The sequence below is a fragment of the Oceanobacillus sp. M60 genome, from assembly GCF_053839645.1.
Genome location: NZ_JBSSNH010000006.1, coordinates 267071 through 289621, shown reverse-complemented (window position 1 = coordinate 289621; position 22551 = coordinate 267071). Strand labels below are relative to the sequence as shown.

General features: G+C 41.6%; 22 protein-coding genes, 1 riboswitch and 1 other annotated feature. Of the genes, 1 reads left to right on the top strand and 21 read right to left on the bottom strand.

Translation table 11 applies throughout. The features are described 5' to 3' along the window. Positions 1–70: 70 nt before the first annotated feature. Positions 71–832 (top strand): class I SAM-dependent methyltransferase, encoded by a 762-nt coding sequence (locus ACW0TQ_RS16325; RefSeq protein WP_341173088.1) that lies wholly within the window; start codon positions 71–73, stop codon positions 830–832. Between the two features lie 52 nt (positions 833–884). Here ACW0TQ_RS16325 and pyrE read toward each other — a convergent pair whose 3' ends face one another. From pyrE to ACW0TQ_RS16220, 21 genes are all read right to left on the bottom strand, one after another. Further along, on the bottom strand, positions 885–1493 hold the full coding sequence (pyrE, locus tag ACW0TQ_RS16320; RefSeq protein ID WP_455725836.1) for an orotate phosphoribosyltransferase: 609 nt from the start codon (positions 1491–1493) through the stop codon (positions 885–887). Next, positions 1483–2172, bottom strand: coding sequence for an orotidine-5'-phosphate decarboxylase (gene pyrF / locus ACW0TQ_RS16315; RefSeq protein WP_455725835.1), 690 nt, complete (start codon positions 2170–2172; stop codon positions 1483–1485). Before pyrF ends, pyrE begins: the two co-directional genes overlap by 11 nt. After that, the gene (locus tag ACW0TQ_RS16310) at positions 2169–3083 is read right to left on the bottom strand and encodes a dihydroorotate dehydrogenase (protein ID WP_455725834.1); all 915 of its coding nucleotides are present in this window, start codon (positions 3081–3083) and stop codon (positions 2169–2171) included. Before ACW0TQ_RS16310 ends, pyrF begins: the two co-directional genes overlap by 4 nt. Then, the gene (locus ACW0TQ_RS16305) at positions 3080–3835 is read right to left on the bottom strand and encodes a dihydroorotate dehydrogenase electron transfer subunit (protein WP_256704859.1); all 756 of its coding nucleotides are present in this window, start codon (positions 3833–3835) and stop codon (positions 3080–3082) included. Before ACW0TQ_RS16305 ends, ACW0TQ_RS16310 begins: the two co-directional genes overlap by 4 nt. Then, on the bottom strand, positions 3835–7035 hold the full coding sequence (carB, locus tag ACW0TQ_RS16300) for a carbamoyl-phosphate synthase large subunit (RefSeq protein ID WP_289584549.1): 3201 nt from the start codon (positions 7033–7035) through the stop codon (positions 3835–3837). Before carB ends, ACW0TQ_RS16305 begins: the two co-directional genes overlap by 1 nt. After that, positions 7028–8128: a carbamoyl phosphate synthase small subunit gene (locus tag ACW0TQ_RS16295; RefSeq protein WP_332093775.1), complete on the bottom strand. Its 1101-nt coding sequence runs from the start codon at positions 8126–8128 to the stop codon at positions 7028–7030. The genes carB and ACW0TQ_RS16295 overlap by 8 nt, the downstream gene beginning before the upstream one ends. Continuing rightward, positions 8121–9404 carry a dihydroorotase gene (locus tag ACW0TQ_RS16290; protein WP_256704862.1) on the bottom strand — a complete coding sequence of 428 codons (1284 nt, stop codon included), beginning with the start codon at positions 9402–9404 and terminating at the stop codon, positions 8121–8123. Before ACW0TQ_RS16290 ends, ACW0TQ_RS16295 begins: the two co-directional genes overlap by 8 nt. Continuing rightward, the gene (locus ACW0TQ_RS16285; RefSeq protein WP_256704863.1) at positions 9361–10290 is read right to left on the bottom strand and encodes an aspartate carbamoyltransferase catalytic subunit; all 930 of its coding nucleotides are present in this window, start codon (positions 10288–10290) and stop codon (positions 9361–9363) included. The genes ACW0TQ_RS16290 and ACW0TQ_RS16285 overlap by 44 nt, the downstream gene beginning before the upstream one ends. A gap of 501 nt (positions 10291–10791) precedes the next feature. Beyond that, positions 10792–11340 carry a bifunctional pyr operon transcriptional regulator/uracil phosphoribosyltransferase PyrR gene (gene pyrR / locus ACW0TQ_RS16280; RefSeq protein WP_042535154.1) on the bottom strand — a complete coding sequence of 183 codons (549 nt, stop codon included), beginning with the start codon at positions 11338–11340 and terminating at the stop codon, positions 10792–10794. Positions 11341–11509: 169 nt separating this feature from the next. Then, positions 11510–12421: an RluA family pseudouridine synthase gene (locus ACW0TQ_RS16275; RefSeq protein ID WP_455725833.1), complete on the bottom strand. Its 912-nt coding sequence runs from the start codon at positions 12419–12421 to the stop codon at positions 11510–11512. Next, the gene (gene lspA, locus ACW0TQ_RS16270; protein ID WP_042535158.1) at positions 12418–12888 is read right to left on the bottom strand and encodes a signal peptidase II; all 471 of its coding nucleotides are present in this window, start codon (positions 12886–12888) and stop codon (positions 12418–12420) included. Before lspA ends, ACW0TQ_RS16275 begins: the two co-directional genes overlap by 4 nt. A 220-nt stretch (positions 12889–13108) precedes the next feature. Continuing rightward, positions 13109–14053: a lipoyl synthase gene (gene lipA, locus ACW0TQ_RS16265; protein ID WP_042535161.1), complete on the bottom strand. Its 945-nt coding sequence runs from the start codon at positions 14051–14053 to the stop codon at positions 13109–13111. After that, a complete protein-coding gene (locus ACW0TQ_RS16260; protein WP_175297072.1) occupies positions 14046–14888 on the bottom strand; it encodes a lipoate--protein ligase family protein in 843 nt (280 codons plus the stop codon). The genes lipA and ACW0TQ_RS16260 overlap by 8 nt, the downstream gene beginning before the upstream one ends. A gap of 194 nt (positions 14889–15082) precedes the next feature. Beyond that, a riboswitch (TPP riboswitch) is annotated at positions 15083–15185 on the bottom strand. A 131-nt stretch (positions 15186–15316) separates the two neighbouring features. Continuing rightward, positions 15317–18070: an isoleucine--tRNA ligase gene (ileS, locus tag ACW0TQ_RS16255; RefSeq protein WP_368900634.1), complete on the bottom strand. Its 2754-nt coding sequence runs from the start codon at positions 18068–18070 to the stop codon at positions 15317–15319. Between the two features lie 73 nt (positions 18071–18143). Then, positions 18144–18361 (bottom strand) — a binding site (T-box leader). Positions 18362–18453: 92 nt separating this feature from the next. Continuing rightward, positions 18454–18957, bottom strand: a complete 504-nt coding sequence (locus ACW0TQ_RS16250) for a DivIVA domain-containing protein (protein ID WP_042536343.1) — start codon at positions 18955–18957, stop codon at positions 18454–18456. A gap of 84 nt (positions 18958–19041) precedes the next feature. Then, positions 19042–19818 (bottom strand): YlmH family RNA-binding protein, encoded by a 777-nt coding sequence (locus ACW0TQ_RS16245; RefSeq protein WP_193063366.1) that lies wholly within the window; start codon positions 19816–19818, stop codon positions 19042–19044. 21 nt (positions 19819–19839) lie between these two features. Then, positions 19840–20100, bottom strand: coding sequence for a YggT family protein (locus ACW0TQ_RS16240; RefSeq protein ID WP_374705734.1), 261 nt, complete (start codon positions 20098–20100; stop codon positions 19840–19842). Positions 20101–20109: 9 nt separating this feature from the next. Beyond that, the gene (locus ACW0TQ_RS16235) at positions 20110–20547 is read right to left on the bottom strand and encodes a cell division protein SepF (protein WP_042535167.1); all 438 of its coding nucleotides are present in this window, start codon (positions 20545–20547) and stop codon (positions 20110–20112) included. Between the two features lie 15 nt (positions 20548–20562). Then, on the bottom strand, positions 20563–21243 hold the full coding sequence (locus ACW0TQ_RS16230; protein ID WP_193063328.1) for a YggS family pyridoxal phosphate-dependent enzyme: 681 nt from the start codon (positions 21241–21243) through the stop codon (positions 20563–20565). A gap of 12 nt (positions 21244–21255) precedes the next feature. Beyond that, on the bottom strand, positions 21256–22074 hold the full coding sequence (gene pgeF, locus ACW0TQ_RS16225; RefSeq protein ID WP_193063326.1) for a peptidoglycan editing factor PgeF: 819 nt from the start codon (positions 22072–22074) through the stop codon (positions 21256–21258). Positions 22075–22170: 96 nt separating this feature from the next. After that, positions 22171–22431 carry a YlmC/YmxH family sporulation protein gene (locus ACW0TQ_RS16220; protein ID WP_040979961.1) on the bottom strand — a complete coding sequence of 87 codons (261 nt, stop codon included), beginning with the start codon at positions 22429–22431 and terminating at the stop codon, positions 22171–22173. Between the last annotated feature and the right edge of the window lie 120 nt (positions 22432–22551).

Genomic DNA, 22551 nt, shown 5'->3' with positions numbered 1-22551 from the left:
GAAGACTTTCCAGCATGAATTGCTCATGAAATTTACTTTCTACTGAAAATTAAGAAAGGAACGGTGTTAAATGGATAAAAAATTGCAGAACAAAGAATTATTCACAAAAAGGAAGGATGCTTATGTCAACAGCCGTACACATAGCAACCCCGCCGCTTTACAAAAAATCACGGAATGGTTAAAGCCATCCACTGACCAAATCATTTTAGATATAGCAACAGGAGGAGGTCAGGTCGCAAAAACGTTAGCTCCCTTCGCCAAACAAGTTATCGCAACCGATTTAACTCCATCCATGCTGACAGGTGTGAGAAATAGCATAAATGAAAACGATAACATCCTGCTGATTATTGCTGATGCAGAGGAACTTCCCTTTCTGGATGACTCTATGGATATCATCACCTGCCGTATCGCGGCCCATCATTTTCCACGACCTGAGAAGTTTATTCAAGAAGTATATCGTGTGTTGAAGCCTGGCGGAAAATGTTTATTTGTTGATAATGTAGCTCCAGAGGAGGATGCAGCTGATCAATTTTTAAATCAGCTGGAAGCCATGCGTGATCCCAGTCATGAACATGCCAAAAAAATCTCCGAATGGAAAAAACTATTTTCTAAACATCCATTTACGTTACTGCAGGAGGATATACGGATAAAAGAGCTTCCTTTCCAAGACTGGCTTGACCGTACTGTAGATTCGGAGGAAGTACGCCAGCAGGTTACTCGTTTTATCGAAACAGCCGATGAAAAGCTGCAAGAAGCGATACGTTTACAAAAAGATGAAAATACCATTCTCTCCTTTTCCATTGATGAATGGATAAGTATGTGGGAAAAATAAAAATAAGAAAGGATGTGCCCTCTTTTACGAGTCACATCCTTCTTTCTTATTCTTATAACTCGCTTCTCCAAGCAAGTACTGTCTCTTTTTCTTTCTCTGAAAGCTTATTTTCTTCAATAAGTAATTCTAACAGCTGATCAAAACCGGTTATCGATTCATAAGAGAAGCCTGCTTCTCCAAACGCTTTTTGCGCTCTTGGAAGTCCATATGTGAAAATGGAATATACTGCTGTAATTTCAGCGCCATCTTGTTTTAACGCCTCGGCAGATTGAATGGATGACCCGCCAGTGGAGATCAGGTCTTCAATCACAAGTACCTTTTTCCCTTCTACCGATGCCCCTTCAATCTGGTTGCCTTTTCCATGTCCTTTTGGCTTCGAACGTACATATACCATTGGTAAATCAAGCTCTTCTGCCAGCCAGGCTGCATGCGGGATACCTGCTGTTGCACAGCCGGCAATAACTTCCGGTTTGGTATCACTATTTTTCACCATATCTGCAAATGCTTGAACAATTTTTTTGCGGACGGCAGGATAGCTCATCGTTAAACGGTTATCACAATAGATAGGTGATTTAAGTCCAGATGTCCATGTGAAATAGTTATCTGCATTTAATTGTACGGCTTCAATTGCTAATAAATCTTTGGTTATATTATTCTCCATGCTGCCACTCCTTCATCACTTGTTCATATGCTTTTCTTGGATTTTCTGCTTTGGTAATGCTTCTGCCGACAACCAGGAAATCACTGCCCAGCTCTTTCGCTTTCTCAGGCGTCGCTATTCGTTTCTGATCATCCTGGGAAGAATCTGCTAAACGGATGCCCGGAGTAATGGACAAGAAGTCGTCACCGCAATGCTTTTTGATTACTGGCACCTCATGAACGGAGCTGACCACTCCATCTGCTCCTGCTTCTTTTGCGAGTGCTGCAAAACGGATAACATTCTCTTCTACATCGCCTGATAAACCAAGCTCCCGCTCTAAAACATTATCATCCATCGAAGTAAGAATCGTCACTGTCATCAGCTTGGTAGATGAACCTGCCAGCCCCTGCTTCGCCTGATAAATCATCTCTTTTCCGCCAATCGCATGCGTTGTTACCATATCTACGTTCAAAGAAGCAATATTTTTCATTGCCTGATGAACCGTATTTGGAATATCGTGAAGCTTTAAATCTAAGAAAATAGGGTGGTTATCTGCTTTCAATTTTTCAATGATTGCCGGTCCTTCTCGATAAAAAAGCTCCATTCCGACTTTTACAGGGACACCTGCAAGATCATTATCCTTTAAAAACCGTTCCGTTTCGGTCCATGTTGGAAAATCTAATGCGACAAAGACGCTCATACCTGCACGCCCCTTCTATCAATTACATCCTGCACAGAAGTATATTGATAGTTCATTAGTGTTTCTGGAAGTGCATCGATGATATCTACACACGCAAATGGATTTTGGAAATTTGCTGTACCAACTGCTACTGCATCTGCACCAGCCTGCAGGAATTCCAGCACATCCTCTGCAGTAGAAATGCCTCCCATGCCGATAATCGGAATAGACACCTGCTGCCGCACTTCGTAAATCATCCGGATTGCAATCGGCTTAATAGCCGGACCGGATAATCCGCCAGTCTGATTGGCAATCAGCGGTTTCCCAGTCGGCAAATGCAGCTTCATGCCCGTTAATGTATTTATCATGGAAAGTCCATCCGCACCGGCTTCTTCTACGGCTTTTGCCATTTCGACAATATTGGTCACATTCGGGGACAGCTTCACATACACAGTAAGATTACTCGCCTCTTTCACTGCGGATGTAACGCGTTTAGCCATTTCCGGGTCTGTGCCAAATTGAATACCGCCCTCTTTTACATTGGGACAGGAGATATTTAATTCTAATGCATGCACATCCTTAGTCTGATTAAATGCACTGGCTACAAAAACATATTCCTCTAATGAGCTTCCAGCAACGTTTGCGATAATAGATGTATCATATGCAGCAAGTCTGGGAACTTCATTGGCAATAATCCGCTCTACTCCCGGATTTTGCAGACCAATGGCATTTAACATGCCTGAAGAAGTTTCTGCAACACGCGGCGTCGGATTTCCAAAGCGTTCAAATTGCGTTGCCGCCTTCATAATAACAGCGCCTAACCGGCTTAAATCGTAGAATTCACTGTACTCTTTTCCAAATCCAAAGCAGCCTGATGCCGGCATAATCGGATTTTTTAATGTTAGTCCAGGCAATTTCACCTCTAGGTTCATAAGATAACCTCCTGCGCAGAAAATACGGGGCCGTCACTGCAAATCTTCTTATAGCTGTTATCCACCGTTGGCAGTACACAGGCCATACATGCTCCGACGCCGCAGCCCATCCGCTCTTCCAGAGATACTTTTCCTGCCGCATCTTTTAATTCTGTGGTCACAGCGCGGAGCATCGGCAGCGGTCCGCAGCTGAAATATTGATCAAATGCGCCCACTTCAGAAAATACATGTGTGACAAACCCTTGATGTCCATAGGAGCCATCATTAGTAACTACATACGTTTCCGCTATTTTCTGGAATGCTTCTTCGTAAAAGACATAATCCTTGGATTGAAATCCTAATACAGCAACAAGCTCCACATTCTTTTCACTTAAGCGCTTGGCGAGATGGTAGATGGGAGGAACCCCAATTCCTCCACCTACTAACAGAATACGTTCTCCTTCTTGTACATCGTCTACCTGAAAACCATTTCCATTTGGACCAAGTGCATCGACTGTCATTCCCGGCTGATAAGCTGCTAACGCTTTTGTGCCGCCGCCGACGACTTTAAACAAAATGGTGACGGTGCCTTCCTCTAAATTGACCTTGGCAATTGAGATAGGCCTTCTTAATGTAAAACCGGGGACAAGCAAATGCAGGAATTGTCCCGGCACAGTTTGCTGACTGATTTCCGGCTGATACAATGTCATTTCAATTGTTTCTTTGGCGATTGTATCAACAGCGATTACTTCCATTTCATGTCTTTTCTTCATCATTGCTTCACCTTTTGCTGGCTGATGGATTGTGCTGTAAATGTTGTGGAGTCAATGACATTGATAATCGCATTCACCGTGTCTAAGCTTGTCAGACTTGCAATGCCATGCTCTACTGCTTCACGGCGGATTAAGAAACCATCCGACCTTGGTTTTTGCCCAGAATTAAGTGTATTGATAACAAATTGGACTTTTCCTTCTTCAATGATGGATAATACATTCGGCTCATCTACCCCTACTTTACCTACTTGAACAACAGGAATATCGCCTTCTTCCTGAATAAAGGATGCTGTCCCTTGTGTTGCATAGAGGACAAACCCAAGCTGGTGGAACCGTTCTGCTACTTCCAGCATTTCTGCCTTGTCCTTATCGGCAACGGTCAATAATACGCCGCCTTCTTGCGGCACTTTTAATCCGGAAGCAATAAGTCCTTTATACAATGCTTTTTCTAATGTTTTATCATAACCGATTGCCTCACCGGTAGATTTCATTTCTGGTCCAAGAATGGTATCCACACTGCGTAATTTTTCAAAAGAGAATACTGGAATTTTGACAGAAACAAGGTTCTGTTCAGGTAAAATACCAGTTTCATAGCCCATATCGGCTAATTTCTCACCTAAGATACATTTCGTAGCAATATTTGCCATCGTTACGCCAGTAATCTTGCTTAGAAATGGAATTGTTCTGCTGGCTCTTGGATTTACTTCAAGCACATAAACATCTTCATCACGGATAATAAACTGGATATTGATTAGTCCTTTTACGTTCAATGCGCTTGAAATCTTCACTGCTGCATCCAGACATTTTTCTTTTACAGCTTCACTTAAACGCTGCGGAGGATATACAGCCATCGAGTCACCAGAGTGGACTCCAGCGCGTTCGATATGCTCCATGATTCCAGGAACAATCGTTGTTTCTCCATCACTGATGGCATCTACTTCTGCTTCCATTCCTGTTAAATATTTATCGATTAAAATCGGATGTGCAGAATCCACACCATCTGATTTCACTAAATAATTTTCCAGCTCTTTTTCACTGTATACAATTTCCATACGGCTGCCGCCAATAACATAAGAAGGGCGTACAAGTACCGGATAGCCAATTTCATTTGCTGTTTCAATTGCCTTATCTAACCTTGGTACTGCCTTTCCTTGCGGACGAAGTAAGTCAAGCTCATCTAATAATACTTCAAATTTATCGCGATCCTCTGCACGATCAATTGCTTCCAGGCCGGTACCTAGAATTTTCACTCCGCGGCGTTCCAGTCCATCTGCCAGATTAATCGCAGTTTGACCGCCAAACTGCACAATCACGCCTTCTGGTTTTTCCAGTTCAATCACATGCATAACATCTTCCAGCGTAAGCGGCTCAAAGTAAAGTTTATCGGAAATCGTAAAATCAGTAGATACGGTTTCCGGATTATTATTCATAATAATTGCTTCATAGCCCAGCTCTTTAATCGCAAATACCGAATGCACGGTCGCATAATCAAACTCAATCCCTTGTCCGATGCGGATTGGTCCGGAACCAAGCACGAGGATTTTCTTACGTTCTGTTACTTCCGATTCATTTTCCGTTTCATACGAGCTATAGAAATAAGGTGTTTCCGACTCAAATTCTGCCGCACAGGTATCTACCATTTTATAAACCGGGAAGAGATTATTTTCTTTTCTTAACGCATATACGTCATCCAGCGGAACATCCCAGAGTCTGGAAACCTGCTCATCTGCAATGCCCAGCTCTTTTGCTGCTTTTAACACTGCCATATCGTTTTTATTTTCAATCAAGGCTTTCTCTGTTTCAATAATTTTATTTAAACTGTTTAAGAAGAAACGGTCAATCTTGGTCATGTCAAAGATTTTATCGACCGAATAACCACGGCGCAATGCTTCTGCCAAGAGAAAAATACGTTCATCATCTGCACGCTTCAAGCGTTTATCTAATGTTTCTTCATCTAAGCCCTCTGCTTTTGCAAGGTAAAGCTCTTCTGTTCCCATTTCCAGGGAACGTACGCCTTTAAGTAAGGATTCTTCCAAATTACGGCCAATTGCCATCACTTCACCAGTCGCCTTCATCTGCGTTCCTAAACGACGGTCTCCTGATGTAAATTTATCAAATGGAAAACGCGGGAATTTGGTAACCACATAGTCTAATGCCGGTTCAAACATTGAATACGTTTTACCAGTAATTGGGTTAATAATTTCATCCAATGTGTAGCCAACCGCGATTTTCGCCGCAATTTTTGCAATCGGATAACCAGTTGCCTTGGAAGCCAGTGCGGATGAACGGCTGACACGCGGATTCACTTCAATAATGTAGTATTGGAAGCTGTATGGATCAAGCGCCAGCTGGACATTACAGCCGCCTTCAATTTCTAAGGCACGAATAATTTTCAAGGAAGCATTACGCAGCATATGATATTCCCGGTCACTTAAGGTTTGTGACGGAGCCACAACAATCGAATCCCCTGTATGGATTCCCACCGGGTCGATATTTTCCATGTTACAAACCACAATTGCCTGGTCCTTATGGTCACGCATCACTTCATACTCTATTTCTTTAAACCCTGCAATATTTCGTTCAATCAGGCACTGGTTTACTGGAGAAAGCACCAGTCCGTTATGTGTGATTTCCTTCAGCTCTTCCTCGCTGTAGCACATTCCTCCGCCGGTACCGCCAAGCGTATATGCCGGGCGCACAATGAGTGGATAGCCGATGGTATTGGCGAAATTAACAGCCTCCTCCACGGTATGTACAATTTCACTTTCCGGCACTGGCTCATTCAACTCATTCATCAGGGTACGGAACAGCTCTCTATCCTCGGCCTGCTGAATCGATTCCGGTGCGGTTCCCAGAAGCTGTACTTTATGATCTTCCAATACCCCTTTACGGACAAGCTCCATAGCAAGGTTTAAGCCTGTTTGTCCGCCTAATGTCGGCAAAATAGCATCGGGATGCTCTTTACGAATAATTTTTGTTAAGAATTCTTCTGTTAAAGGTTCCATATATACTTTATCTGCAACTGTGTTATCTGTCATAATCGTTGCCGGATTGGAGTTGGCTAAAATAACCTCATAACCTTCTTCTCTCAATGCTTGACAAGCCTGAGTTCCAGAATAGTCGAATTCGGCCGCTTGTCCAATGACAATCGGGCCAGATCCAATCACGAGAATTTTTTGAATATCTGTACGTTTAGGCATGAATATGAACCTCCTGCTTCTTCGCTTGCTGTTTCATGATTTTTAAAAATTCATCAAAAAGATAATTGGTATCCTCTGGTCCTGGAGATGCTTCCGGGTGGTACTGTACCGAGAATGCCGGATACTTCGTATGTCTAACTCCCTCTACGGTTTCATCATTGATGGCGATTTGTGTCAGTTCAAGTCCCGTATTTTCAAGGGAATCTGGATTTACTGCATAACTATGATTCTGAGAAGTAAGGTACGTTTTATCATTCTCTAAATCTTTCACTGGATGATTCGCACCGCGATGTCCAAATTTCATCTTTTCTGTATTTGCCCCGCAGGCTAAAGACAGAAGCTGATGTCCAAGACAAATTCCAAATATCGGCACCTGCCCAAGAATCTCTTTGATCATTTCAATCGCTTCCGGTACATCTTTTGGATCTCCTGGTCCATTTGTCAGCATGATGCCGTCTGGACGGAGACGCAGAATGTCCTCTGCACGATAGTTATAAGGAACCACCGTAATTTGGCAATCCCGTTTCGTTAATTCCCGCAGAATACCATGCTTTGCACCAAAATCAACCAGTACCACACGGCTTCCTCTGCCCGGAACAACGTAAGGCTTGCTTGTCGATGTCTGTTTTACCTGGTCTCTAGGAAATTCCGCATTTCTCAATTCTTCTACTGCTTTTTCTACATCTTCTTCCGCAGAAAGGATAGCTGCTTTCATCGTTCCATACTTGCGAATAATCCGTGTTAATTTTCTCGTATCGATTCCGGCGATCCCGGGAATATTATTCGCCTTTAAGAAGCTGTCGATGGTCTCTTCATTCCGAAAATTGGAAGGCTGCTCACTATATTCTTTCACAATCAAACCATGAATAAATGGTGTCACTGTTTCATAATCGTCTCGATTGATTCCATAGTTTCCAATGAGAGGGTACGTCATCGTTACAAATTGTCCGCAATAACTTGGATCGGTGATAACTTCCTGATATCCAGTCATTCCTGTATTAAAAACAATCTCTCCCTTGGAAACTTCTTCGCTTCCAAAACCGTATCCTTCAAAAACTGTTCCATCTTCCAAAATTAAATTACGTTTACGCATGGTTGCCCTCCTCAAATACGACCTTGCCATCTACCATTGTCAGGACAGGGAATCCTGTTACCTCCCAGCCGTGGAAAGGTGTATTTTTCCCTTTAGAAGCAAATTGATAGCGATCGATTTTTGCTGTTTTTCCTAAATCAATAATGGTTAAATCTGCTGGCGCTCCTTCTTCCAACGTTCCATAAGGAAGTCCGAACACATCCGCCGGCTTTTTCGTCATTCTATCAATCAATTCATGTAAATTTAGTACGTTTTTTTGTACCAGATGAGTGTATAACAATGGAAAAGCTGTTTCTAATCCCACAATTCCGAATGGCGCTTCTAAGAAGCCATTTGCTTTTTCTTCTTCTCCATGCGGCGCATGGTCTGTTGCAATAGCATCCAGTGTACCATCTAAAAGCCCTTCAATCAGTGCTTCCTGATCATCCTTTCCTCTTAACGGCGGATTCATTTTGAAATTTGCATCATTTTCAGTAATATCAGATTCGTTTAATATTAAGTGATGCGGGGATGCCTCCGCTGTAACATGAATACCAGCTTTTTTCGCATCACGAATGACGCGAACCGATTCCTTCGTGCTGACATGGCAAACATGATAGTGACAGCCGGCAGCTTCAGCTAACAGAACATCTCTGGCAATTTGTACCGATTCACTTAAAGACGGAATCCCCGGAAGGTTTAGACGCTTGCTTACTTCTCCATCATGGGTTACTCCGCCATAGACCAGGGAATTATCTTCACAATGAGCAACAATTGCCGCACCGCATGCAGCTGCTTCTTTCATGGCCTGAAGCATTTGATTGGCAGTCTGAATTCCTACCCCATCATCTGTAAAGGCAAAAGCTCCCTGCTCAAACAGCGCCTTAACATCTGTACGTTCTTCACCTTTTAAACCTTTGGTAATCGAAGCGTAAGGAAGAACACGGATAACAGCATCCTCTTTAATTTTTTGAAGCAGCTGCTCCAATGTTTCCGGGCTATCCGGAACAGGATTCGTATTTGGCATTGCGCAAATAGTAGTATATCCTCCTTTGGCAGCTGCTTCTGTTCCTGTACGAATCGTTTCTTTATACTCTCCGCCCGGTTCACGCAGATGCACATGCACATCGATAAACCCTGGAGCAACAAGGTTATTCTTTGCATCAATTGTGTTATCCGCTTGCTCTGTTACTTCCCGGGCCACCTTTTTGATTTTTCCGCCTTCGATAAGCACCTCACAGTTTACCAATTCATTAGATGATGTTAAGCGTTTTGCGTTCGTTAATTTCGTTTTCATTGATAATCCCCCATTCTTTTAATACGTGAATTAAAATTGCCATTCGGACATAGACACCATTTTCCATCTGTTTAAAAATACGTGACTGTTTACTTTCTACAAGCCTGCTGTCAATTTCCACCCCTCTGTTGATTGGGGCGGGATGCATAATTATTGCATGCTTCTGCATTTTTGCAGCTCTTTCCATTGTCAAACCATAGAGGGTGAGATAATCTGACGTTTCTGCTTTATGAATATGACGCTCATGCTGAATTCGCAGCAGCATCACGACATCCGCTATTTCTACTGCCTCATTCATTCGGATATATGGATAATGTAAGCTGGTATCTTCAAACCCTGGTGCTGCACTCAAGTAAACTTCAGCTCCTAATTTCTCCAGAGCAAGCGCATTCGACCTTGCTACCCTGCTATGCTTGATATCGCCAGCGATAACAACCTTCCTGCCTTCAACATGGCCAAATTCCTGGTACATTGTCAGTAAATCCAGCATGCACTGAGTAGGATGCTCCTCTTTTCCGGAGCCGGCGTTGATAACCGGTATGCTCAAGTAACCTTCTTTTTCAATTTCAGCTATCCAATTATCAGATGGATGGCGCACGACTAACACATCTGCACCTATAGCTTCAAAAGTTTTGGCTGTGTCATATAAGGACTCTCCCTTGACAAGGCTGGAAGCTTCCGTATGAAAATCCAGCATCTCTAATCCAAGTTTTTTTTGCGCAACTTCAAAGCTCATTTTCGTTCTTGTACTTGGTTCAAAGAACAGGTTGGCTGCAAATAACTGTTTATTCAAGGTTCTTGGTGATTTTCTTATCAATTCGGCTTCTTTCAGAATTTGATTCATCGTTTCCTTCGACAGCTGCTGCATCGAAATAAAATGTTTCACGATTCATCTCTCCCTCTTTGGTGTCATTCTTTAAAATTGATTTTCATTATACAAATATATATGTTCAAAAAGTTGCTAACGGGTTTTGATGGGACGAGTAATCGCAGCAATGTTGTCAGGTTAGCGCGACCGCTGCGGAAAAACACTACGCTTTCCATGGGCTTGCGCTCAGCCTCCTCGAAAAAAGAAGACCACTTTTTTCTGCGGGGTCTTCCCACTGCGCTTTCCCATAGGAGTCTCCGTGTTTTTCCTCCGCTAGATAGGTTTTATTACTATCTATATCAAAATTAATAAAATTCATTAACCTGACAACATCGGTAACCGCAGCCCATCGGATAAAGCAAGTCAACTAAAGAGCTCTTCATTTATCATTTAGTGACTTTTTGAACTTCCTTAAAAAAAAAGCTCCCTGCAAAGGCTGCAGAGAGCTAGACGAATACCCTATAAGCATTCGCTATTCTGAACAACCTTTCAAATCTCTCTGGATCTGATTAAAAGTTATCATGTATTCTTTTCATAAATAGAAACAAGATCTACTTGATCTTTTTCACTTAGCTGAACAACAACAATTTCTTGCTCAGAAGTAGGTATATTCTTGCCAACATAGTCAGCCCGAATAGGCAGCTCGCGGTGCCCGCGGTCTACCAAAGCCCCAAGCTGAATCGCCGCCGGTCTGCCGACATCCATTACAGCATCCATTGCCGCACGGACAGTTCTGCCTGTATAAAGAACATCGTCAATCAGAATGACCTGTTTGTTCGTTATGTCCATATCAATAGAAACCGAGTTGATTCGCGGTTCTTCGTGATGATCCTTTTTTTCCAAATCATCCCGGTACATGGTAATATCTAATTCGCCAAACGGAACTTCGATGTCTTCAATTTGCTTGATTTTTTCTTGAATGTTTTTCGCCAGTGGAACGCCTCTTGTTTTGATTCCAATTAAAACAAGGTTCTCTCCGCCTTTGTTCTTTTCCAGGATTTCATGGGACATCCTGGTCAATGCTCTATTTATCGCTGCAGCATCAAGAATCTCTGTTTTTTTCTTCAAATTAGCCCGCCCCTTCCAAATTGCATAAAAATGCCCTTTTCCTGCTGATGGAAAAGGGCATACGTGTACCGTAAGCAAACTTGCTAATCGCAGCCTTCCTAGCCTCACAGGACTATTGTTAAAGGTCTTTATTTGTTGTTACTTATTATGTCAGAATATGACGAGCCTGTCAATACATTTTGCGGATTTGGTCGAGTGCTTCCATGAAGACAGCAGGCGGTGCTGCTTCAAATTCCATCTGCTGCTCTGTCCTCGGATGGATAAAAGCAATTTGCTTCGCGTGCAGAGCCTGCCCTTGGACATCTAACGATTTCCGCTGACCGTATTTGGGGTCGCCTACAATCGGAAAACCAATATATTGCATATGCACACGAATTTGATGTGTTCTGCCAGTCTCTAATTGGCATTCCACATGCGTATAGTCAGGGAAACGTTCGAGCACGCGAAAATGAGTAACCGCCTGTTTGCCGTTTTCAACGATCCCCATTTTTTGACGGTCTTTCGGATCTCTGCCGATCGGTGCATCGATTAACCCGGTCTCATGGCCAATTTCTCCATGAACAATTGCTTCATACGTTCTTTTTAATGTCTTTTCCTGCAGCTGCTCTGATAGATACTGATGGGCGTAGTCATTCTTCGCAGCAACTAAAAGTCCGCTCGTATCCATATCGAGACGGTGGACAATCCCGGGGCGCTCCACACCGTTAATTCCTGATAAATCAGTGCAATGATATAATAACGCATGGACCAATGTCCCGGTATGATGACCTGCAGAAGGATGGACAACCATCCCTTTTGCTTTATTCACCACCAGCAGGTCCTCATCTTCATAAACGATATCTAAAGGAATATTTTCCGGTTCTAAAACAAGCGGTTTGGTTTCAGGTATTTCCCATGTAAGGCTTTCTCCGGTTTGGCATTTTTGATTTGCTTTCACTGCTTCTCCATTCAGCTTGACATTGCCTTCTTCAATCCAGCCCTGAATTTGAGAACGCGAATATTCATGCAGCACATCCGCCAGTATTTTATCCACTCTTTTTTTATGCTCTGTTTCTGTCACTGTATGCTGGTTTACTGTCATTTTTTCTCTTTCCCCCGCTTTCTCTCATCCAAAATAATTGCAATCATCACAATCACCACACCAATTGTAAGAGATGCATCTGCGACGTTGAATATCGGAAAATTATAATTAAAAATATAGAAGTTTGCAAAGTCTACTACTTCTTGATATAAAATACGGTCGATGAAATTCCCGACCGCCCCTCCAATCAATACACTGACCCCGACAGCAATCAGGCGGTCCTGTTTTCCATGTGTATGTAAAAAGTATATTAACCCGGCAATCACAATAACCGTAATAATGTAAAATAACGTCATTTGTCCTTCTAAAATACCCCATGCTGCTCCTGAATTCCGATGTGAGGTAATATAAAAGAAGTCCTCCACAATCGGGATTGATTCACCTATTTCCATTCGTGCAGCAACAAGCCATTTTGTCCATTGATCTATCCCAATCAGGACAAGTGTAATCAGATAATATCTCCACATGTTCATTTCTCCAATCTAAAGCAAATCTGCGCCTTTTCAGGGTTCGTTTACCAAGCTTTCTTTATCTTATCCTTTCTGCTGGTAATTTTCAAGAAACAATACGGCTTTCCTTCTTTCTGACAGCTGCATTCATCGGTTCGTAAGCATATGAGCATATAAAAAATCCCCTCCGGCCGTTTTATAAACGGGCAGAGAGGAATATTATCAGAAAATATATCATTTAAAATTGAAAATCAACCTTTGTATCTTCCTGTGACTCATAGCCTTTCATATATTTAATTCGCCTTTGGGCGGCTGACTGGCTTACTTGTTCATCCGCGTGGTAGGAGGAGCGTACTAACGGTCCAGCTTCACAATGCGAGAAGCCTTTTTCAAGGGCGATATTTTTCAATTCTTCAAACTCATCGGGATGATAGTACCGTTCCACATTTAAATGCTTTTTGGTCGGCTGTAAATATTGCCCGATAGTAACTATATCCACATCATGCGCCCGCAGGTCATCCATTGCCTCGATAAGTTCTTCTTTTGTTTCTCCCAAGCCTACCATAATACTTGATTTCACAGGAGTGTCCGGAGCAATTTCTTTAACACGCTGTAACAGCTGCAAGGACCGGTCATATCTTGCAATTGCCCGAACACGTTTCGTTAAACGTCTCACCGTTTCAATATTATGATTGAAAATATCCGGTTCGCTGTCCATCAGTGTATGTAAGCTTTCATAGTCCCCTTTCATATCCGAAGGGAGAACTTCTATTGTACAGCCTGGATTCTGATGACGAACTGCACGGACTGTGTTGGCAAAAACAGCAGCTCCCCCGTCCTCCAGGTCATCACGCGCAACTGCTGTTATAACGACATGCTTTAATCCCATAATTTCAACAGAGTCAGCGACCCGCTTTGGTTCTCCCAGGTCAACTCCGCTTGGAAGACCAGTTTTTACGGCACAGAATCGGCAGCCGCGTGTACAGGTATCTCCTAAAATCATGAAAGTTGCCGTTTTTCGCTCGCTCCAGCATTCATAAATATTCGGACACTTTGCTTCCTCACAAACTGTGTTCAGCCGTTTATCCCGCATTAAGTTCTTTAATTTTTTGTATGATTCATTGGTGTTGATTTTTGTTTTCAGCCATTCTGGTTTACGAATATATTCTGATTGTTTAGCCAATGCCAGCACGCTCCTTGTTTGAGTTGATATTCCACGCTTCCGTTTCATACTTTGATTGTGCTAATTGCTCTACTTCATCCCACTCAGCCTTGGTTAATTGCAGAGGATGAAATTCTAAACCTAAACCTTCCTTGAACCCTTCTTTGAATGCATCCGTCAGCATATCATACCGATGCTCTCGATTCGTTAATTGATTAATCGTCACCGCTTTTTTAGAAAATGCTGCCCGGCTTCGTTCTCTTATTTTTTCGGAAGAGAATACAAATAAATCAAAAAGCATGTTTGTATTCATGCTCATAGGAATAGACCCATGCTGCATCAATACACCTTTTTTCCTTGTCTGTGCGTTTCCAGAAAGCTTTTTACCGTCAACAACCATTTCATAGAACGCAGGTTTTTCGAAGCATATTGCTGTCCTTCCTCTGGCACTTTCTCTGTCCAGTGTTGCATATTCTGCAGGAATCCCTAAATTGCGATATCCTTCAAATATTCCTTCTGCCAGTACATGGTAGGCCTCTTGTACAGATACAGGAATATCTGGATCACTCTCTGTAATAACCAGACTATACGTTAATTCATCGTCATGAAGCACAGCACTGCCGCCGGTCAAACGACGGACGAACTGACACTGATGGCGCTCCACTGCTTCCAGATCAATTTTCTTATCGACTTTTTGAAAGTAGCCAATCGATAAACTGGGCTTTTCCCAGCCATAGAAACGTAATGTCGGCGGAATTTTACCTTCTTGATGCCAATTGATCAAGCACTCATCAAAAGCCATGTTCCATGCAGCACCACGGAATCCTGTATCGATAAACGCCCACTGTTTCTTCAATTTCGTCACCTCCAATGAACAAATTACTTGTTGCAGGAGCTGCTCCCTGTTATGCCAAGCTTCTTAGCGGCCCTTCCTGATCATTAAGCTTAAAAGATACAAGCGAAATGGGGAATATATTCAATAAAAAAAGAGCCCATTCCATAGAATGCAGCCTTTGATAGATTTATTGATAAATGGATAAATTATCTAATTCCTTATCGACTGCACATTCCCCACGCTAGGATTATCTAGTTCGGGTGCCAAGGGTCAATACAGAATGTCTTTCTCAGCTTAACAGCTCCCCCAGTGCATAATACTTATTCAGTTTACAAATTAAGTCTACTGGTAATTTTTATAATTGTAAAGAAAAATACAATAATTAGCATTTACAATTTGCAGATATGTAAAAACAGGAGCCAGCTTTTGAGAAAGCTGGCTCCTGTTTTTTAATTCTCATAATTTTCTTTGACAACACTGGCACATCTAGCACATAGTGTTGGATGATCTTTGTCTTCGCCTACTGTTTCTGAAACAACCCAGCAGCGTTCACACGTTTCTCCAGGATGTTTTTCAACAGCAACCTCAACATAATCATATGCTTTGCCTGTTCCTTTTTCATCTGCGATAACTGCTTCTGAAACAATAAAGTATTGATGCAGATGCGAAATGTTTTCAAGCACCTGCTTCGTTTCTTCATCAAGCGGCACGATTGTAATTTTAGCTTCCAATGATTTCCCGATAACCTTTTCGCTTCTTGCTTCTTCGAGTGCTTTCAGAACATCATCTCTTACTTCCATAAAGTGACCCCATTTTCCGACAATGTCTTTTGCACCTGCAACCTCCCGCGGCTCAGGAATATCTGTTAAGTGAACCGTTTCTTCCTCCACTCCAGGAATGTATTCCCAAACTTCTTCCGTTGTATGCGGAATAATTGGAGCAAGCAATTTCACAAGTGTTGTTAAAATTTCATAGTAGCCTGTTTGAAGACTGCGGCGGCGCGGGTGGTCTGCAGCTTCAATATACAGGATATCCTTCGCAAAATCTAAATAGAAGGAGCTTAAATCAACAGCACAGAAATTATGGACTTGGCTGATTACTGGTGCAAATTCAAAGTGCTCATAATTATCACGTGCATTATTTAAGATCTGCTGCAGACGATAAAGCATATAACGGTCTACTTCCTGCAATTCTTCATCCTTCACGCGATCTTTGCTAGGATCAAAATCAGCAAGGTTCGCCAGTAAGAAACGGAAGGTATTCCGGATTTTACGATAGCTTTCTGAAGTCTGTTTTAAAATAGCATCCGAGATACGCACATCTGCCTGATAATCCACGCTGGAAACCCACAGACGCAAAATATCAGCACCTAATTGTTTTTGTACTTTGGACGGATCAACCGTATTTCCTAATGACTTACTCATCTTGCGGCCATTTCCATCCAGGGCGAACCCATGACTGATAATATTTTTAAATGGCGCTTTACCCGTTACTGCGACGGAAGTAGATAATGAAGAGTTAAACCAGCCGCGATACTGATCACTTCCTTCTAAATATACATCAGCCGGACGATCAAGTTCTTCCCGGTTCATCAGTACACCTTCATGTGAGGAGCCTGAATCGAACCAAACATCCATAATATCGACTTCTTTAGTAAACTTGCCATTTGGACTATGCTCTGATGTAAATCCATCCGGCAATAAATCCTTCGCTTCTCTTTCAAACCAGACATTGGAACCATGCTCACGGAAGAGTTCGGATACATGCGAAATCGTTTCATCTGTAATGATTGCTGTTCCGTCTTCCCCATAAAATACTGGAATCGGAACTCCCCAGGCACGCTGTCTGGAAATACACCAATCCTCACGGTCTCTCACCATATTATAAAGTCTTGTTTCTCCCCAATGCGGATACCAATGCACTTTTTTAATTTCATCAAGAATATCCTGACGGAAATCTTTAATAGATGCAAACCACTGGGAAGTTGCACGGAAGATAGTTGGTTTCTTTGTTCTCCAGTCATGCGGATAAGAGTGTGTGATAAATTCTAATTTTAATAAGGCGCCATTCTCATCCAATTGTTCTGTGATAACTTTATTTGCTGCATCGTAAAATAAACCTTCAAATCCTGGCGCTTCACTCGTAAAGACACCCTTTTCATCCACTGGGCAAAATGCATCGATTCCATATCTGCGGCAAACATAGAAGTCATCTTCCCCGTGACCAGGAGCTGTATGAACACATCCAGTCCCCGCATCAGTTGTAACATGTTCTCCAAGCATAACAAGGGATTTACGATTGTAAAATGGATGCTGTGCTTCTACACGATCCGCTTCCTGCCCTTTGAATTTCTTCACAACCGTTACATCTTCCCAGCCTAATACTTCTTTCACATCTTCTAATAAAGCTTCTGCAATGACATATTTTTCATCATTTACTTGTGCTACTACATAGCTTAAATCAGGATGTAAGCTGATTCCTAAGTTCGCTGGAAGCGTCCAAGGAGTTGTCGTCCAGATAATAATCTTCTCGCCGCCGTCAAGCACATCTTTTCCATCCGTTACTTCGAAGGAAACATAGATAGATGGAGAGCGTTTATCTTGATATTCGATTTCTGCTTCTGCAAGGGCAGATTCAGAAGACGGAGACCAATATACCGGCTTAAGTCCTTTATAAATATAGCCTTTTCGTGCCATTTCTCCAAACACCTTAATTTGAGAAGCTTCATAATCCTTCGTTAAGGTGATATATGGATTATCCCAATCACCACGTACACCTAATTTTTTAAATTGTGTACGCTGGCTGTCAATTTGTCCAAGTGCATATTCTTCACAAAGCTTGCGGAATTCTGCAACAGACATTTCTTTCCTTTTTACTTTCTTTTTCGCTAATGCTGTTTCAATCGGCAACCCGTGTGTATCCCAGCCTGGAACATATGGTGCATAATAGCCTGTCATGGACTTATAACGGACAATAAAATCCTTTAAGATTTTATTCAGTGCATGACCGATATGGATATCTCCATTCGCATAAGGCGGTCCATCATGTAAAATAAATAAGGCTCTGTCCTTTGTACGTTCTAAGTTTTTTTGATATTGTTCACTTTCTTCCCATTTCTGTTGGCGCTCCGGCTCTTTATTTGGAAGATTTCCACGCATTGGAAAAGCTGTTTTCGGCATTAATAATGTTTGTTTATATTCCAAGATATTCCCTCCTGTTATTTTCATGACACATCGTAGATTAAATTTTTATATACAAAAAGAGTCCTCTAATCCCTAAAGGGACGAGAAGACTCGCGGTACCACCCTTATAAATTTAATGCACGGCATTAAATTCACTCGAAATCCGTAACGTGGACAGCCGGCTATTACTACATTATTTTCATAATAGCTACTCCAGAGTGATTTTCTAAAAGACTTCTGTATCAGGCTTCCACCGCCCCTGACTCGCTTACACAGAGTCATCTTCTATACTTTCTCTTTCATTGTATAACGATAGTGATTATGAAATTTTTAGCATAAATTAAATGTCAAAAAACATGATACTTGTATGAATTATATGTAATATACAAGCCTAAGTCAAGCCTTTAAGATTCATGCTCCATCAATTCTAAATCTTCATCCACTTCAGTATCAAATAATTCTTCCCAATCATCTGTACCGAGCATTTCTAATTGAGCCTGCACAAGCATGCGCATTCTTGATCGGAATACTTTTGCCTGCTTTTTCAACTCTTCCACATCAAGGGATATTTTACGCGCTTTACTTAATGCTTCGTTGACAATACGGTCAGCATTTTTTTCTGCTTCTTTCACAATTAATTTTGCTTCTTTTTGCGCACTGCCTTTAATATCTTCTGCTGTTTCCTGAGCAACCAGAATAGATTTATTTAATGTTTCTTCAATGTTCGTAAAGTGTCCTAATCGTTCCTGAAGCTCTTTCGCTTTTTGATCCAGTTCATCTCTTTCACGTATAACAATTTCATAATCCTTCATCACTTGATCAAGAAATTTATTTACTTCATCCACGTCATAGCCTTTCCATCCTCTTGCAAACTCTTTATTATGAATATCTAATGGTGATAGTGCCACCATCTCCACCTCCCTAATCGGTGCTTGCTTGAGCTTCCGATTTCTCTCTTTATTATTCAATAATTCCAGCTAAATTTCCAGCATTTATTGCAAAATTGCCGCCGTCATTTTGATTTTATCTTTCTTGGTTCTCCCGCGTATCGCTGTAATTTTACTTCTGCCTTTTCCGCGTACAGAGAGCATGTCCCCTTCTTGTAATTGGAATTTCACATCATCTACTACCCGGTAATTTACCTTTACGAGCAGTTTTTGAATCAAAGCAGCAGCGTCTTTTCGGGAGACACCATATATTTCTTTAACAACTGTATCTAAACGCAGGGAAGAAATAGTTTTATCATATTCTTTCCAGGCTTTTTTTTCTGTAACCAGCGAAGTGAGCGGCTGTTCTTTGAAAGATATACGAGATTTCTTAATAGATGTTAAATTCATCTTGATAAAAGGGACGACCTCTCCCGCTGCAAGTAAATGAATTTTCCCATCTGCTGCTGTAATATCTCCTAATTTTTTTCGCTTCACACCCTGTGATAAAAAAGCACCCATTACATCCCGATGCTCCAGACTTACAAATTTCTCCGGGTAAGATGCCTCCAGCAGCTCTACTTGAAACATATCTTCTGTAATGCTTTCATAAATAGGAGCAATCACCATTCTTTTTCGTTCACTGTACTCGGATCCGCCAAAAGCAGCTGCCTGAAGCTCGTCGTGATTAGTGCCTAACAGCATCTGCACGATTTCTTGTTCGCGCGGATCCAAAAAATCAGTCAATTTTGGAATATACGATCGCTCCACCTGGTCTTTCCATGAAAGAACCTGATCAATAAATGGCTGTTCTTCTTTTCGAAAATGCTGATAAACTTCCATGGTCATTCCTTTCCTTCAAGCCTAAAGCATCATTGCAAACTGGATAAATCCCATTCTTGCAAAATGCAATAATAATATCGCAACAATTGGAGAAAAATCAATCATACCAAGCGGCGGAATAAACTTACGGAAAATTTCTAAGTAAGGCTCACAAATTTTTCCGAGTAATTCTCCAAATTGAGATTCTCTGGCTCCAGGGAACCAGGACATAAAAATATACACAATTAGTGCAAAGCTATAAATGTTTAAACCAAAGCTTATTAGTGAAACGATTTGTGCCAACATCTCCTGCTACCATCCTTTATCATAATCTTCCTGCTCATATAACATTTCAGAAATACTGCCGGATACTTCTACATTATCCGGCGTACACAGGAATGTTTCTGATCCTAATTTTTGAATATCCCCTTTTACGGCATAAACCGTTCCGCTCAGAAAATCAACGATCCGCTTTGCCTGCTGACGATCCACACGCTGCAGATTAATGATTACAGCTCGTCTGTTAACAATATTATCTGCGATGTCCTGAGCTTCATTATAATTTCTCGGCTCAGCTAATACAACCTTTGAATTCGTATTTTGTATACTGGAAAGGTTCACAACATTTTTGCTTCCTGCTGTTTTTTCCTGAACCTGGGGTATTTCTTCTTTTTGTTCTTCCTCGGCATATTCATACTCATATTCATCGTCCATCGTGAAATAATTTTTAAGCTTCTTTTTAAAGCTCATTTACTACACCTCACTTTATAATTCGCTGCCGACCAGCTTGGTACCTATCCGAATATGTGTTGCACCTTCTTCTACAGCAATTTCATAATCATTGCTCATTCCCATAGACAGGTATTCACATGGTGCATAGTCTAAACCAAGCCCCTTTATACGGTCTCTCAGCAAACGCAATTTTCTAAACAGCGGCCGGGTTTCTTCCGGATTATCGACATGCGGAGCCATCGTCATTAAACCTGCCACCTGTATATGCTCAAATGCCGCTAAATCTTTAATAAACGATTCCACTTCTCCTTCATCTAATCCGTGTTTCGATTCTTCTCCGCTCACATTGACTTGAACAAAGCAGGGCACCGTTTTTTCTGCCCGTTTATTAATCTCTTTCGCCAAAGATTTTCTGTCTAGTGAATGAATATAATCAATATGATGTATGATATCTTTTACTTTTCTGGATTGCAGGGAACCAATGAAATGCCAAGTGGCACTGTCCCTGATCTCTTCAAATTTCGCTAAAAATCCTTCATTTCTATTTTCACCCAGATGAATTACCCCGGCAGATAATGCTTCTTTAGCTCGTTCTATTGTAACATATTTCGTCACTGCGATAATATTAATATCTTCCTTATTTCTGCCTGCTCTCCTTGCAGCCTGCTTGATATCTGCTTGAATTTCCATTAGATTTTCTTTTACTGCAACCATTCTTATCCTCCATTACTTCTTCTGTTTCTCAAATCCAATAAACGCGAGCATTCTCCCTGTTTTTCCATTATCGCGCCGATGAGAAAAGAATAGCTTCTCATCTTGTAATGTACAATATTTTGTTACCTCTATATTATGACGAAAGACGCCAGATTGTACAAGGATATCGACATTAAGCTCTTTTAAATCGATGAAATATTGATTTGGCGATATTTCTTTCGTAAATTTTTGTTTCTGTTCATCAGTTAGATGTGATAAAACAACATCGTCAACAACGTAGTTTTCTTTGGAAATACTCGGGCCTATCACAACTTTCAAATTCTCTATAGAGGCACCGGCTTCTTTCAATTTCTGTACCATTTCCCGGGCAATCTGTCCGACTGTTCCTTTCCAGCCGGCATGAGCAATACCCGCTATTCTTGTGGTCGAATCTGCAAAAAATAATGGAACACAGTCTGCGAAAAAAGCCGTGCCGAGGAGAGAATCCGCCTCATTGATAATTAATCCATCGACGCCGGAAATACCGGAATCAAAGGAAATACTGCCCTTTCCCGCATCTTCTTTCCCTGCAAAATGGATGCTTGTTCCATGTACTTGTTCACCGCAAACCCAACGGTTGAGGGGAATATTTAATTCCTTGCTCAGAATCCGCCGATTTTCCAGCACCTTATTCTCGTCGTCCAACACATGGAGCCCCATATTTAATTGCTTATAAGCCCCCTCACTTACACCGCCATTTTTTGTTGTAAAGCCTGCTACCAGACCTGGAATTTCTTCCTCCAATGAAGATAAATGAAGTCTTGTCTCACTTTTAAGTTGAAATGGCTCCATGTTTTTCCCCTCTTTTCCCCATAATGTCTCCTATTGAACATTATCTTAAATTCAAATTTGTGTCTTATTTTAACACATTATATCGATAATTTCTCCTTAATCTTCGGTATAAAGATCCGGTCCTTTTACTTTCTCCACTAAAATAACATCTTCCCCAATCCGTACAATTTTTTCCCAGGCGATAAAAAGCTCGCCTGCTTTCGCAAACATGCCTGATTTTTTCCCTTTGGCTTCCGCAATAATTGCAATGATTCTTCCGGTTCTTCCATCTATCTCTAAGTCAATGATATGCCCTAACCTTGTTCCATCATCCATGACAATCAATTCTTTTATTTGCAGTTCAGATAGTTTCACCATGCCAGCTCCCTCCTCTTCTTATCCTATGCATTGGAACATGCTTTTTTTCATGGAAAATAAAAAGGAAACAGTTATTTTTGCATGCAAAAAGCCTTGCCGCGGGGACAAGGCTTTTAGTTC

Coding starts and splice junctions, on each gene's coding strand:
- ACW0TQ_RS16325 (WP_341173088.1), top strand. CDS start 71: ATGGATAAAAAATTGCAGAACAAAGAATTATTCACAAAAAGGAAGGAT.
- pyrE (WP_455725836.1), bottom strand. CDS start 1,493: ATGGAGAATAATATAACCAAAGATTTATTAGCAATTGAAGCCGTACAA.
- pyrF (WP_455725835.1), bottom strand. CDS start 2,172: ATGAGCGTCTTTGTCGCATTAGATTTTCCAACATGGACCGAAACGGAA.
- ACW0TQ_RS16310 (WP_455725834.1), bottom strand. CDS start 3,083: ATGAACCTAGAGGTGAAATTGCCTGGACTAACATTAAAAAATCCGATT.
- ACW0TQ_RS16305 (WP_256704859.1), bottom strand. CDS start 3,835: ATGAAGAAAAGACATGAAATGGAAGTAATCGCTGTTGATACAATCGCC.
- carB (WP_289584549.1), bottom strand. CDS start 7,035: ATGCCTAAACGTACAGATATTCAAAAAATTCTCGTGATTGGATCTGGC.
- ACW0TQ_RS16295 (WP_332093775.1), bottom strand. CDS start 8,128: ATGCGTAAACGTAATTTAATTTTGGAAGATGGAACAGTTTTTGAAGGA.
- ACW0TQ_RS16290 (WP_256704862.1), bottom strand. CDS start 9,404: ATGAAAACGAAATTAACGAACGCAAAACGCTTAACATCATCTAATGAA.
- ACW0TQ_RS16275 (WP_455725833.1), bottom strand. CDS start 12,421: ATGACAGTAAACCAGCATACAGTGACAGAAACAGAGCATAAAAAAAGA.
- lspA (WP_042535158.1), bottom strand. CDS start 12,888: ATGTGGAGATATTATCTGATTACACTTGTCCTGATTGGGATAGATCAA.
- ACW0TQ_RS16245 (WP_193063366.1), bottom strand. CDS start 19,818: ATGGAAGTTTATCAGCATTTTCGAAAAGAAGAACAGCCATTTATTGAT.
- ACW0TQ_RS16235 (WP_042535167.1), bottom strand. CDS start 20,547: ATGAGCTTTAAAAAGAAGCTTAAAAATTATTTCACGATGGACGATGAA.
- ACW0TQ_RS16230 (WP_193063328.1), bottom strand. CDS start 21,243: ATGGTTGCAGTAAAAGAAAATCTAATGGAAATTCAAGCAGATATCAAG.
- pgeF (WP_193063326.1), bottom strand. CDS start 22,074: ATGGAGCCATTTCAACTTAAAAGTGAGACAAGACTTCATTTATCTTCA.
- ACW0TQ_RS16220 (WP_040979961.1), bottom strand. CDS start 22,431: ATGGTGAAACTATCTGAACTGCAAATAAAAGAATTGATTGTCATGGAT.